The sequence below is a fragment of the uncultured Blautia sp. genome (assembly GCF_902497045.1).
Lineage (GTDB): Bacteria > Bacillota > Clostridia > Lachnospirales > Lachnospiraceae > Blautia_A.
This window is the reverse complement of record NZ_CABVDF010000005.1, coordinates 13,381-25,840: the sequence shown is the minus strand read 5'-3', so window position 1 is coordinate 25,840 and position 12,460 is coordinate 13,381. Positions and strand designations below refer to the sequence as shown.

General features: G+C 45.2%; 16 protein-coding genes. All 16 read left to right on the top strand.

The features are described from left to right. Positions 1-2 precede the first annotated feature (2 nt). The 16 genes from RDS42_RS01280 to RDS42_RS01205 all read left to right on the top strand — a co-directional run bounded on the left by RDS42_RS01280 (position 3) and on the right by RDS42_RS01205 (position 12,453). Entirely contained in the window at positions 3-1,841 is a 1,839-nt protein-coding gene (locus RDS42_RS01280; protein ID WP_308782004.1) for an ATP-dependent helicase, read from the top strand. After that, a complete protein-coding gene (locus tag RDS42_RS01275) occupies positions 1,829-2,377 on the top strand; it encodes a 4'-phosphopantetheinyl transferase superfamily protein (protein WP_308782003.1) in 549 nt (182 codons plus the stop codon). Before RDS42_RS01280 ends, RDS42_RS01275 begins: the two co-directional genes overlap by 13 nt. A gap of 58 nt (positions 2,378-2,435) precedes the next feature. Continuing rightward, a complete protein-coding gene (gene spoIIIAA, locus RDS42_RS01270) occupies positions 2,436-3,356 on the top strand; it encodes a stage III sporulation protein AA (RefSeq protein ID WP_308782016.1) in 921 nt (306 codons plus the stop codon). After that, the gene (locus RDS42_RS01265) at positions 3,350-3,868 is read left to right on the top strand and encodes a stage III sporulation protein AB (protein ID WP_308782002.1); all 519 of its coding nucleotides are present in this window, start codon (positions 3,350-3,352) and stop codon (positions 3,866-3,868) included. The genes spoIIIAA and RDS42_RS01265 overlap by 7 nt, the downstream gene beginning before the upstream one ends. A gap of 22 nt (positions 3,869-3,890) precedes the next feature. Then, positions 3,891-4,085 carry a stage III sporulation protein AC gene (gene spoIIIAC / locus RDS42_RS01260; protein ID WP_177276035.1) on the top strand — a complete coding sequence of 65 codons (195 nt, stop codon included), beginning with the start codon at positions 3,891-3,893 and terminating at the stop codon, positions 4,083-4,085. A 47-nt stretch (positions 4,086-4,132) separates the two neighbouring features. Continuing rightward, positions 4,133-4,519, top strand: coding sequence for a SpoIIIAC/SpoIIIAD family protein (locus RDS42_RS01255; RefSeq protein ID WP_177276034.1), 387 nt, complete (start codon positions 4,133-4,135; stop codon positions 4,517-4,519). After that, positions 4,516-5,694, top strand: a complete 1,179-nt coding sequence (locus RDS42_RS01250; RefSeq protein WP_308782001.1) for a stage III sporulation protein AE — start codon at positions 4,516-4,518, stop codon at positions 5,692-5,694. Before RDS42_RS01255 ends, RDS42_RS01250 begins: the two co-directional genes overlap by 4 nt. Next, a complete protein-coding gene (locus RDS42_RS01245) occupies positions 5,691-6,260 on the top strand; it encodes a stage III sporulation protein AF (protein ID WP_308782000.1) in 570 nt (189 codons plus the stop codon). The genes RDS42_RS01250 and RDS42_RS01245 overlap by 4 nt, the downstream gene beginning before the upstream one ends. 28 nt (positions 6,261-6,288) lie before the next feature. Beyond that, positions 6,289-6,564, top strand: coding sequence for a hypothetical protein (locus RDS42_RS01240; RefSeq protein WP_308781999.1), 276 nt, complete (start codon positions 6,289-6,291; stop codon positions 6,562-6,564). A 10-nt stretch (positions 6,565-6,574) separates the two neighbouring features. Further along, positions 6,575-7,300: a SpoIIIAH-like family protein gene (locus RDS42_RS01235; protein ID WP_308781998.1), complete on the top strand. Its 726-nt coding sequence runs from the start codon at positions 6,575-6,577 to the stop codon at positions 7,298-7,300. 142 nt (positions 7,301-7,442) lie between these two features. Continuing rightward, positions 7,443-9,032: a peptide chain release factor 3 gene (locus RDS42_RS01230; RefSeq protein WP_308781997.1), complete on the top strand. Its 1,590-nt coding sequence runs from the start codon at positions 7,443-7,445 to the stop codon at positions 9,030-9,032. 157 nt (positions 9,033-9,189) lie between these two features. Further along, positions 9,190-9,576 (top strand): Asp23/Gls24 family envelope stress response protein, encoded by a 387-nt coding sequence (locus RDS42_RS01225; protein ID WP_308781996.1) that lies wholly within the window; start codon positions 9,190-9,192, stop codon positions 9,574-9,576. Between the two features lie 31 nt (positions 9,577-9,607). Next, positions 9,608-10,129, top strand: coding sequence for a transcription antitermination factor NusB (nusB, locus tag RDS42_RS01220; protein WP_308781995.1), 522 nt, complete (start codon positions 9,608-9,610; stop codon positions 10,127-10,129). 2 nt (positions 10,130-10,131) lie between these two features. After that, positions 10,132-11,343, top strand: coding sequence for an exodeoxyribonuclease VII large subunit (xseA, locus tag RDS42_RS01215; protein ID WP_308781994.1), 1,212 nt, complete (start codon positions 10,132-10,134; stop codon positions 11,341-11,343). Next, positions 11,340-11,576, top strand: a complete 237-nt coding sequence (xseB, locus tag RDS42_RS01210; RefSeq protein ID WP_308781993.1) for an exodeoxyribonuclease VII small subunit — start codon at positions 11,340-11,342, stop codon at positions 11,574-11,576. The genes xseA and xseB overlap by 4 nt, the downstream gene beginning before the upstream one ends. Continuing rightward, positions 11,554-12,453 (top strand): farnesyl diphosphate synthase, encoded by a 900-nt coding sequence (locus RDS42_RS01205; RefSeq protein WP_331602350.1) that lies wholly within the window; start codon positions 11,554-11,556, stop codon positions 12,451-12,453. Before xseB ends, RDS42_RS01205 begins: the two co-directional genes overlap by 23 nt. The last annotated feature ends 7 nt before the right edge of the window (positions 12,454-12,460 follow it).

Below are 12,460 nucleotides of genomic sequence, written 5' to 3'. Positions count from 1 at the left end.
ATATGGAACGTAACCCATCTCAAAAACGGGCGATCGCCCACCTGTCAGGACCGATGATGGTTCTGGCAGGCCCCGGCTCGGGGAAAACCTCAGTAATCGTAGAAAGAACTGCATATATGACAGGAGAAGGCGGGATCTCACCGGCCTCTGTTCTTGTTGTGACTTTTTCCAGAGCAGCAGCCCGGGAAATGAAAGAAAGATTTTTGAAATTTACCGGACAGGAACGGACGCCAGTGACATTTGGTACTTTCCATGGTGTGTTTTATGGTATTTTGAAGCAGGCGTATGGATTTACGGCAGAGAATATTCTTTCTGATGAGGAAAAATACGGAATTCTGAAGGAACTGCTCCTGGAGCATGGAGGGGAACTGGCAGAGGAAGGTGATTTTTCGGAAGAGATCGCCAAAGAGATCAGTGTGGTAAAGGGAAATCGGATCTCGCTGGAGCACTATTATTCTTCCTGCTGTCCGGATGAAATATTCCGGCGTATTTATCAGGGATATCGGAGCATCTGCACTGCAAGGAGAAAGCTGGATTTTGATGATATGATCCTGTACTGCTACGATCTTTTTATAAAAAGACCGGATATCCTGGCGGCCTGGCAGAAAAAATTCCGTTATATCCTGGTGGATGAGTTTCAGGACATCAATCAGCTTCAATATGATATTGTAAAACTGCTGGCAAAGCCGGAAGACAATCTTTTTATTGTGGGGGATGACGATCAGTCTATTTATCATTTCCGGGGAGCCAGGCCGGAGATCATGCTGAATTTTACAAAGGATTATCCAAAAGCAGAAACAGTGGTGCTGAATATGAATTATCGCTGTACGAAGCGGATCCTGGCGTCTGCTATAAAAGTCATAGAAAACAATAAGACCCGTTTTCAAAAAGATCTTTCTACTCCAAACGAAGAAGGGACTCCGGTAAAGTTTCAGGAATTTCCCAATCCCAGAGAAGAATATATGACCATTGCCGGAGAGCTGAAGGACAGGATGGACAGAGGAGAGGATATCCGGGATACGGCGATACTGCTCCGGACAAATCAGGAGGCGGAAGGACTGGTGGGAGCACTGATGGAAAGACAGGTGCCTTTTACCATGAAAGAGACTCTTCCCAATCTTTTCAGGCACTGGATCTGCAGAAACATGATCGCCTATATGAAGCTGGCAGCAGGAGAGAACAGCAGGAAAAACTTTCTTGAGATCATGAACCGGCCGAACCGATATATTTCCCGGGATGCTCTTGCAGTCTCCTATGAACTGTCTTTTTCTCAGCTGAAAGAGTTCTATAAGGACAAAGACTGGATGTGCGACCGTATCACCACACTGGAAACACATTTAAGGATACTGAAAGGTCTGCCTCCTTTTGCTGCCATAAATTTTATCAGGAAAGGTATGGGGTATGAAGAATACTTGCATGAATATGCGCAGTATCGTAAAATAAAACCAGAAGAACTGCTGGAGATCCTGGACCGGCTGTCAGAAAGTGCCAGGGGCATGAACAGTCTGAAGGAATGGGAAGATCATATAGAAGATTACACAAGAAAACTCAGTGAACAGGCAAAAAAACAGTCCAGAGAGCAGGAGGGAGTTCTGATCTCTACCATGCACGGAGTAAAAGGCCTGGAGTATGATAAGGTTTATATCCTGAATATAAATGAGGGAAGCATTCCCTATAAAAAAGCTGTTCTGGAATCAGCCATTGAAGAAGAGCGAAGACTGTTTTACGTGGGAATGACACGGGCAAGAAAGCAGCTGACTCTCTGCTGGATGAAGCAGCAATACGAAAAAGAAAGGGAAGCATCAAGATTTTTAAAGGAGGCAGGAAGATGGAAGCAGTGATCTACATAACAGAAATACCAGGGCAGTATGAGAAAAAAAATATGGAGCATATGACAGGTGAGAAACTTCTGGAGGAGGCTCTGTACAGAGAGTATGGTCTGAAGCTGTCTTTTGAACCAAGAGCAAAGGGAGAGCATGGGAAACCGTTTTTTACATTGCGTCCGAAACTTCATTATAATATCAGTCATTCAGGAAAATATGTGGTGTGCGTTATGGCGGATCAGGAGGTTGGAATCGATATCCAGCAGCATAAACAGGTTAATTTTGAAAAAATGCTGCAGAAACTTGTTCCTTCTGAGATGGTTTCGGAAATAATCGCAGCAGAGGATGTTTCAGCTGCCTTTTTTGAACAGTGGGTTCTGAGAGAAGCTTACACGAAATGGACCGGAGAGGGATTTTATAAAGATTTCCGAAAAATACCTATGGAAAAAGGACATCATGTGATTTTGGATATGGAGACGGGCTACAGCGGGGCGCTGTGGTCTGCAGATCCTCTGGATATCCGCTGGGAAAAAGTTGAGATCAGTCTTCCATAAAAACTTGTACTAAAATGGGAACGCCCACATATATTATGTGTAAAGAGGGGTGAGGACCATAGAGGCAAACCAGATTCAGAATCTGTTTTCCGGAAATATCCGAAGGCTTCTTCTTCAGGCGGATCTGGATTATGAAAAGCTGTACGAGATCCGTCTGCGGGCAGGACGTCCGATGTTTCTGATCTACGATGGAGGAGAATGCTTTCTGCGTACCAGAGGACGGGAACCGTATCTGGTTACCAGAGAGGATCTGAAAGAAACGCTGGAGTATGTCAGCGGATATTCCCTGTATGCTTATGAAGATGAGCTCCGCCAGGGCTATATGAGCGTACAGGGAGGACACAGGGTCGGCGTTACCGGAAAGGTGATCCTGGATGGAGACAGAATCAGGGGAATGAAATATATATCCTGCATCAATCTCCGGCTGGCTCATGAAATACAAGGATGTGCAGATCCGGTCATGGAACACATCCGGAAAGAAAACTGGACAGCCCATACACTTTTGATCTCTCCGCCAAGATGTGGGAAAACTACTTTGCTCAGAGATATGATCCGCCAGCTCAGCAACGGATCCGGAAAGATTCCGGGAGTAACGGTAGGAGTGGTGGATGAGCGAAGCGAGCTTGCAGGCTGTTATCAGGGAATACCCCAGAATGATCTTGGAATCCGGACAGACGTGCTGGACGGATGCCCAAAAGCTCATGGGATGCAGATGCTGATCCGCTCTATGTCCCCTTCTGTAGTCGCAGTGGATGAACTTGGAAGGGAAGAGGATTTTAAGGCGGTGGAATCTGTGATCTACAGCGGATGTAAGCTGATTGCCACTGCTCATGGGGCAAGCCTGGAGGAGATTTTTTCTACTCCTTTTTTTGGACGTCTCAGAAAGATGAAAGTGTTTGAAAGGTATATCCTTCTTGGAAAAGAGCAGAGAGCCGGGATCATCCGGGGAATTTATGACGAAAGAGGAAATCCATGCTGAAGGCGGCAGGGATTTTTTTGATTTTTCTGGCAGGAACAGGCATTGGTTTTTCAAAAAGCATGGAGTTTACAAGAAGAGAGCAGGAATTGAGGATTTTTCTTCAGATTGCAGCATATCTGAAGGGAGCTGTAAGATGTGGAAATTCGTCTCTTCCGGAGGCTTTTCTGGAAACCGCCGGTAAAATGGAAGGCGCCTACAGGGATTTTCTTATGTGTGTGTCCGCTTCTATGAAAGACGCTCAGGGCAGACCTTTTGGAAGTATATTTCGGGACTGTGCGGAAAAAATCCTGACCGAGACAGCTCTTTCTGCAGAAGAAAAGGAAACAGCCTTTTCTTTTGGCGGCCGTCTTGGTTATCTGGACAGGGAAATGCAGATCCGTCAGATAGAAGTATTTGAGACGGAATTGTCAGAAGAGCTGGAGAATCTGAAAAAAGAGCTTCCGGAAAAGAAAAAACTGTGCAGGAGTATGGGAATCCTGGGCGGTATCCTTCTGGGAGTGCTGTTATGGTAAAGATACCGGAAAGGGGGAGGAATTGGAGGTCAGTATAATATTTAAGATCGCGGCAGTGGGAATCCTGGTCTCCGTTCTTTCCCAGATACTGAAGCACAGCGGAAGGGACGAGCAGGCATTTCTTGTAAGCCTGGCAGGGCTTCTGATCGTACTGTTCTGGATCGTTCCTTATATCTATGATCTTTTTGAGAGTATACAGTCGCTTTTTGTTATGTAGTCTGCTGATTGGAGTTTTTGTTATACTGGGGGAGACCGGAGGATGATATGGATATCATAAAAATTTCTCTTCTGGGGATCTGCGGAGTGATCCTTGGTTTTTTATTAAAAGGAACAAAACCGGAATATGCAGCTTTTGTGACAATGGGTATAGGCGTTGTGATCCTGGGACTGGCTGTGGGAAAAATCAGGTATATCTATGAAGTTATGGAAGAACTTCGAGAAAGTGTGGGCTTTGAAAAAAGCTATCTGTCTTCTCTGGTCAAAATGCTGGGAATTGCCTATATCGGACAGTTTTCTGCAGGAATCTGCAGAGATGCCGGGCATCAGGCAACAGCCGGACAGATCGAGTTGTTCTGCCGGCTTTCGATCATGGTACTGAGTCTTCCGGTACTTATGGCTCTTCTGGAAACTATCCAGAAGTTTTTTGTATGAGTCTGTTTATAAAAAAAACAGGAATCATACTTTGTATGGTTCTGGTTTTTTTGAGCGGAACCGATACGGTCCTGGCAGAATCTGGAAAATCAGAAGGAGAAGAAACAGCGGAGAAGATACAGGGAGATCTTCTTATGGAACTTGATCTGAGCAAAATACAGGAGATGGTAAATGAAATACTGGGAGAGGACAGCTTTTCTTTTCGTGAGGCTTTGAATAAAATGATCCATGGAGAAGAGGCAATATCAAAAGAGACCGTAGGGAGATTCCTGAAAAGTCTCTTTTTTTCCGGCCTCCAGAAGGAGAGAGAATTGTTTGTAAAGCTGCTGCTCCTTATACTTGCAGCAGCTCTTTTGCTGAATTTTTCTTCTGTTTTTGAAAACAGCCAGGTAGGGGATATCAGCTTTTATATTGTATATCTGCTGTTATTCACACTTCTTGCAGACTCTTTTTTTGAGGCGGGAAATAAACTGTATCAGACCATCTCCTGGATGATGGAATTTATGAAAGCCCTTGCTCCGGCATACTTTATTACGGTAGCAGCAGCTTCCGGAGCTGTATCAGCCGCTGTATTTTATGAGGGGGTTCTTATTCTGGTGTGGCTGCTCCAATGGATCCTCCTCAATATTCTTTTGCCGGCGGCGGATCTTTATGTGCTGCTCTGTCTTGTTAATCATCTTTCCAGGGAGGAGATGCTGGGGAAGCTTTCAGACCTTCTGGCGGTAATGACAGGCTGGGGATTGAAAACGCTTTTAGGAACAGTGGCAGGTCTGCAGATCATCAAAAGTCTGTCGGCTCCGGCTATGGATTCTTTAAAGAGAACATTTATCGGAAGGGCGGCCAGTTCTCTGCCGGGAGTAGGAAATGCAGTAAATACGGTGACGGAGCTGGTTCTTGCAAGTGCAGTGCTTGTGAGAAACTGCCTTGGTATTGTAATACTGATCGTACTGCTGATGGCAGGAGCCGGACCTGTGATCCATTATGGAATACTGTCGTTTGTCTATCGTTTTCTGGCAGCGGCAGCTCAGCCTGTGTCGGACAGGCGCATTGTAGAATGCCTGTCTACTATGGGAGAGGGATATGGTATTTTTCTGAAGATTCTTTTTTCAGCGGAGATCCTTTGTATCCTGACGTTTTTGATCGTTATGGCAGGAACTCGGGGAGGCGGGATATGAAAGAACAGATCTGTCAGTGGACAAGAAATCTGGCTGTGTTCTACCTGATCTTTACATCATTGCTTCATTTGATACCGGATAAAAAATATGAACGCTATGTCCGCTCTTTTATGGGGCTTCTTCTGATCTATATGATATGCGTCCCTGTGTTTTCTGTGTTCGGAAAAAGTACGGAGCTTTTAGCAGGTTTTGAAGAGTATTTCCGGCAGGAGCAGAAAAGAATGGAACAAATGGAAAACAGGGAGCTACAGGCATTTTATCTGGAACAGGGCTATGAAAAGGCGCTGTCGTCAGAAATCACCGGTTATCTGAAAAAAACAGGAATAAATCATGCACAGGCAGTCGTAGATATAGAAGGAGAGCAGATATTTTTAAAACTGACTGTAAGCATAAATCTGACGGAGGAACAGGAAGGAGGGATCCGCCATGGACTCCAGGAGAACTTCGGGATCACAGAGGAAAACTGTCAGATCTTTTTTGAAGGGGATGACGGGGCAGCAGTGGACGATGCTTCTTCTTCTGGGACTTCTTCTGACAGTGATCTCTCTTCCTGTATCAGACAGTAAAAAGGAAAAAAGAACAAGGAGCGGGATATTGGAAGAGGCAGAAGAAGATATGACAGACCGAACAGAACTGGAGGCGAAGCTGGAATCCATCCTGGAAAATACAGAAGGCGCCGGACAGGTGCAGGTACTTCTGATGACCGGACAGCAGCAGGGGTTTTACGGATCCGGAAAGATAGAGGTAACCGGTGTGCTTATTTCAGCAGAAGGAGCAGATGATCCTGTTATTGTACGGAACATTCAGCAGGCAGTCATGGCATTATTTCAGATTGAAGCCCATAAAATTAAAATAATGAAAATGAAATGAGGAGAGTAAAGTGAAAAAGATCATGAAGAAAAATCAGGTGATCATCACCTCGCTGGCGATCCTGATCGCAGTTGCAGGTTATCTGAACTTTGCAGATGTGGATCTGGGCTTTAAAGATCAGGAGGCAAGTACAGACAGCAGCAGTATCCTGGAAGAGACAGAGTACGATATTACAGATGAAACAGCCCTTCTGGATGAGAACGGGGCAAATGGCGCTGAGGAGCTTGAAACCACAGGTACTCCAGGAGAAGCCGTACTTACAGGGGCTACAGATTTTGCCGCTCAGGCAAGACTTTCAAGAGAGCAGATACGTTCTCAGAATAAGGCAGATCTTCAGGAGATCATAGGAAATGCAGATATCAGTGAAGAGAAGAAGCAGGAAGCTATCAGTACCATGGTTTCTATGACAGAACTTACAGAAAAAGAGGCGGCGGCAGAGCTTCTTCTGGAGGCAAAAGGATTTGAAAATGTGATCGTGAACCTGACCGGAGAAACAGCGGATGTTGTTGTGCCGGATGCAGATCTTGAAGATTCCAGACGGGCTCAGATTGAGGATATCGTCAAACGTAAGACAGGGATCGCGGCAGAAAATATTGTGATCACACCGTTAAACGGATCTTCTGAAGAAATTTCCGAAGCAGAGGAACCAACAGCAGAGGAGGAGACCCCGGCAGAGGAAACGAATGCGGATACAATAGAAGAACCGACGATTGAAACAGAAGGGATTTATGACTGACAGACAGGTGTTTTTTTGGAGGGAGGCTGTGTTTTTCGCCTCCCTCCTCTTGACATTGCCTCCTTTTGTATACTAGAATGTGTTTGTTGTGCAAAAGAACGTAAAATATCATGAAACAGAAAAAATAACAGGAGGCTTTAACGTGTCCAAGTATGCGAAAGAGATAGAAAAAAGAAGAACCTTTGCCATTATTTCCCACCCGGATGCCGGTAAGACGACTCTTACAGAGAAGTTCCTTCTTTATGGAGGAGCGATCAATCTGGCAGGAAGTGTAAAGGGAAAGGCAACTGCCCGCCATGCGGTTTCTGACTGGATGGAGATCGAAAAGGAGAGAGGTATCTCTGTTACTTCCTCTGTACTTCAGTTCCACTATGACGGTTACTGTATCAACATTCTGGATACTCCGGGACATCAGGATTTCTCTGAGGATACCTACCGTACATTGATGGCAGCAGATTCAGCAGTGATGGTGATTGACGGAAGCAAGGGTGTAGAGGCACAGACAAGGAAGCTGTTTAAAGTCTGTGTAATGCGCCATATTCCGATTTTTACATTTATCAACAAAATGGACAGAGATGCAAACGATACTTTTGATCTTCTTGACGAAATCGAGAAAGAGCTTGGGATTGCTACATGTCCCATCAACTGGCCTATCGGTTCCGGTAAAAAATTCCGTGGAGTGTACGACAGAAATACCCATAAGGTACTTACTTTTTCTGATACTCAGAAAGGAACAAAAGAAGGCAGCATAGAAGAAATCGACATAGATGATCCACATCTGGATGAGATCGTGGATGAAGAACAGAAAGAACAGCTGATGGAAGAAATTGAGCTGCTGGACGGAGCCAGCGCAGACTTCGATCAGGAGCTGGTAAGCAAAGGAGAACTGACACCGGTATTTTTCGGTTCTGCTCTTACCAATTTCGGTGTGGAAACATTCCTGGAGCATTTTCTGTCAATGACCTCTTCCCCTTTGCCGCGAAAAGCAGAGGATCAGGAGATCGATCCTATGTCTGATGATTTTTCAGCCTTTGTATTTAAGATCCAGGCAAATATGAATAAAGCACATCGTGACAGGATTGCCTTTATGCGCATCTGTTCCGGTAAGTTTGATGCTTCACAGGAGGTTTATCATGTACAGGGAGACAAGAAGATGCGTCTTCTCCAGCCGCAGCAGATGATGGCGGAATCCCGTCATGTTGTAGACGAAGCTTATGCAGGAGATATTATCGGTGTATTCGATCCGGGTATTTTTTCTATCGGAGATACTATCTGCTCTCCAGGCAATAAATTTGCCTTTGAGGGGATCCCTACCTTTGCGCCGGAGCATTTTGCAAGAGTCCGCCAGATTGATACCATGAAGCGTAAACAGTTTGTAAAAGGAATCAACCAGATCGCACAGGAAGGCGCCATCCAGATCTTCCAGGAATTTAATACGGGTATGGAGGAGATCATTGTAGGCGTTGTAGGTGTCCTGCAGTTTGACGTCCTGAAATACCGATTGGAAAATGAATATAATGTGGAGATTCGTCTGGAAAATCTGCCTTATGAACACATCCGCTGGATCGCAAATAAAGAAGAAGTGGACGTAGCTAAGATCACAGGGACTTCAGATATGAAGAAGGTAACAGACCTTAAGGGAAATCCATTGCTGCTGTTTGTCAACGCATGGAGTGTGGGCATGACACAGGATCGTAATCCGGATCTGGTGCTGACTGAATTCAGTAAATAAAATACTTTTATTTTCTGTGGAAATTTGATATACTAATCCTATGAATGTAGATGGATTTCTGAGAACAGGAATGTCCATAATAAGAGCAACGAATCGTTACTGTAATGAAGTAAACAGTAACAATGAATCAGATTCTGGATCCTTAGGAGGAGTTAATATGGCAGAAAAAAGAACAACTTATAAAATACAGGATGTCGGAGGGATCGGTGAAGTGAAGATCGCAGATGAGGTGGTAACGATCATTGCAGGTCTGGCTGCCACTGAGGTGGAAGGCGTTGCTTCCATGGGCGGCAATATCACCAATGAACTGGTGGGCAAGCTGGGAATGAAAAACCTGTCCAAAGGCGTAAAAGTAACGATCCTGGAGGGTGTTGTTACCGTGGATCTGACACTGAATATTGATTTTGGAAAGAATATCCTGGATGTCAGCAGAATGGTTCAGGACAAAGTCAAGACATCTATTGAAAATATGACAGGCCTTGAAGTTGCAGATGTAAATATCCGCATTGCAGGCGTAGATATGGAGAATGAAAAAGGAAAGTAAACCTTTCCTTTTTTCTTTATGAGGAGGAATTATGCGAAGACACGAACAGAGAGAGCATATCTTTAAGCTGCTGTTTATGACACAGTTTAATGAAGAAGGAGAGATGCCGGAGCAGCTTTCACTTTACTTTGATACTCTTGAGGAGATGACTGAAGATGAGCAGTCGGATATGAAGCAGAAGTACGATCATATCCTTGAAAAACTCCCTGAGATCGATCAGGAACTGAATGAGTACAGCCAGGGATGGAAGACCAGCCGTATGAACAGAGTGGATCTGACGGCACTTCGTCTGGCAGTTTATGAAATGAAATTCGACGATGATATTCCGGTGGGAGTTGCCATCAACGAGGCAGTAGAGATCGCCAAGCTTTTTGGCGGGGAAGATTCGGGCTCGTTTGTAAACGGCATACTTGGCAGGATCGCAAGTGGAAATAAAACTCCCGGTACAGTAAAAAGACCACAGCGTCCGACACATCAGGCAAAGCATATTATTCTGTCAAAAAAAGATCAGAAGAAAAAAGAAGCACCGGGATCTGAAGAAAGCAAGAACTGAAAATGAAAACAGTATATTCAGTAGGACAGGTAAACCGATATGTAAAAAATATGTTTGTTCAGGATTTTGTTCTGAAGAAGATATATGTGAAGGGAGAAGTGTCCAACTGTAAATATCATCCCAGCGGTCATATTTATTTTTCTCTGAAAGATGAAACAGGAGTTCTTTCCTGTGTGATGTTTGCAGGGCACAGAAGAGGTCTGGCTTTTCGAATGAAAGACGGAGACCAGGTGGTGGCAGGCGGAGCTGTTGACGTTTATGAAAGAGACGGGCGTTATCAGCTTTATGCCAGGGAGATTACCCAGGAAGGATCAGGCGTTCTCTATGAACGCTTTCTTGCCCTCAAGAGCGAACTGGAAGAAATGGGGATGTTTGCCCAGGAATATAAACAGCCCATTCCAAGATTTATAAAAAAACTGGGAGTGGTGACAGCGCCTACAGGAGCTGCTGTTCAGGATATACGGAACATATCCCTTAGAAGAGATCCCTATCTTCAGATCATTCTGTACCCTGCTTTGGTACAGGGAGAGGGTGCTGCAGACAGTATTGTAAAGGGAATACAGATGCTTGACCGCTATGGCGTGGATGTGATCATTGCGGGCCGAGGGGGCGGATCCATGGAAGATCTCTGGGCCTTTAATGAAGAGAAAGTAGCCAGAGCCATTTTTGAATGCAGGACACCTCTGATCTCTGCAGTGGGGCATGAGACGGATTTTACCATTGCTGATTTTGTGGCCGATCTGCGGGCTCCTACACCTTCTGCAGCAGCGGAACTGGCAGTAGAAAACCGCAGAAAGATAATGGAAACGGCAGAAGGATACCGGGAGCGTCTCAGAAGAGGGATGCAGGCAAGAATCGACCTGTACAATCTCAGGCTGGAACAGGAAAAACTGCGGTTTCAGTATCTCAGCCCGGAAAGCCGTCTGAGAGAAAAGCGCCAGATGCTGCTGGATTATGAAAATGCTGTCCGCGGGGCAATGGAATGGAAGATCCGGGAGAACAGACACAGGCTTGGAATTTTTCTGGAGAGATATAAAGGACTGTCTCCTCTTGGAAAACTGAATCAGGGATATGCCTTTGTTTCAGACCAAAAAGGCTGTGCCGTGAAGTCTGTTTCACAGGCCGGACCTGGCGAAATGCTGGATATTTCTGTGACAGACGGGGTGATCGAAGCCCGGATCACAGGATCCAGAAAGGAAAAATGGAATATATGACAGACACAGCTGATCAGGAAAGAATGCTTCAGGAGGAGCAGACACTGGAAGAAGCTTTTGCAAAGCTTGAGGAACTGGCACAGAAGCTTGAAGACAGTGAGACTTCCCTGGAGGATTCCTTTCGTTTTTATAAAAAGGGAATGGAGCTTTTGAAATACTGCAGCCAGAAGCTGGATACAGTAGAAAAAAAGATGCTCCAGATGGATGAAGATGGAACATTACGGGAATTTTAAAGAAGAACTGAAGCAAAAGACCGATCATGCAGAAAAGGTGATCCGTTTATGGCTTCCAAAAGAAGAGGGATTTGCAAAGACTATGGCAGAAGCCATGAATTACAGCATGTGTGCAGGCGGCAAACGTCTGAGACCAGTTCTTCTTCTTGAAACACTCCGTCTTTTCGGCGGAGATGAAAAGCTGGCAGAACCATTTATGGCAGGGATAGAGATGATCCATACCCATTCTCTGATTCATGATGATCTTCCGGCTATTGATAATGATGACTACAGAAGAGGACGCCTGACGACTCATAAAGTATATGGAGAAGCGATGGGGGTTCTGGGCGGAGCGGCTCTTTTAAATTACGCTTACGAAACCATGTTCCGGGCGTTTGAACTGGCGCCGGGAAATGAACGGGTGATCCGGGCGGTTCGTATTATGGCAGAAAAAACAGGCATATACGGAATGCTTGGTGGTCAGAGCGTAGATGTGGAAAATGACGGGAAACCATTGACAAAAGAATTGCTTGATTATATTTATGAGCATAAGACAGCAGCTCTTCTGGAGGCATCTATGATGACCGGGGCAGTGCTGGGCGGCGCGGAAAAAGAAGAGCTTGCCCTTGTAGAAAGTGCAGCTTCTAATATTGGACTGGCATTTCAGATCCGTGATGATATCCTGGATGTGACAGCTACAAGCCAGGAGCTTGGAAAGCCGGTACACAGTGATGAAAAGAACAATAAAGTTACATATGTGACGCTTTTTGGTATAGAAGAGGCGGCACGCCAGGCAGAGGAGCTTTCTGCCCGGGCTGTTGCATATCTGGAAAAGCTGAACAGAAAAAATGAATTCCTGATGGCCCTCATAAAGGAGATGGCAGGCCGAAGGAAGTAAGAGAGGA

Excerpts from the sequence above, each read along its gene's own strand:
- RDS42_RS01245 (WP_308782000.1), top strand. The coding sequence starts at position 5,691 with ATGAAAGAACAGATCTGTCAGTGGACAAGAAATCTGGCTGTGTTCTAC.
- RDS42_RS01280 (WP_308782004.1), top strand. The coding sequence starts at position 3 with ATGGAACGTAACCCATCTCAAAAACGGGCGATCGCCCACCTGTCAGGA.
- RDS42_RS01265 (WP_308782002.1), top strand. The coding sequence starts at position 3,350 with ATGCTGAAGGCGGCAGGGATTTTTTTGATTTTTCTGGCAGGAACAGGC.
- nusB (WP_308781995.1), top strand. The coding sequence starts at position 9,608 with ATGCGAAGACACGAACAGAGAGAGCATATCTTTAAGCTGCTGTTTATG.
- xseA (WP_308781994.1), top strand. The coding sequence starts at position 10,132 with ATGAAAACAGTATATTCAGTAGGACAGGTAAACCGATATGTAAAAAAT.
- RDS42_RS01225 (WP_308781996.1), top strand. The coding sequence starts at position 9,190 with ATGGCAGAAAAAAGAACAACTTATAAAATACAGGATGTCGGAGGGATC.
- RDS42_RS01275 (WP_308782003.1), top strand. The coding sequence starts at position 1,829 with ATGGAAGCAGTGATCTACATAACAGAAATACCAGGGCAGTATGAGAAA.
- RDS42_RS01255 (WP_177276034.1), top strand. The coding sequence starts at position 4,133 with ATGGATATCATAAAAATTTCTCTTCTGGGGATCTGCGGAGTGATCCTT.
- xseB (WP_308781993.1), top strand. The coding sequence starts at position 11,340 with ATGACAGACACAGCTGATCAGGAAAGAATGCTTCAGGAGGAGCAGACA.
- RDS42_RS01250 (WP_308782001.1), top strand. The coding sequence starts at position 4,516 with ATGAGTCTGTTTATAAAAAAAACAGGAATCATACTTTGTATGGTTCTG.
- RDS42_RS01205 (WP_331602350.1), top strand. The coding sequence starts at position 11,554 with ATGGAACATTACGGGAATTTTAAAGAAGAACTGAAGCAAAAGACCGAT.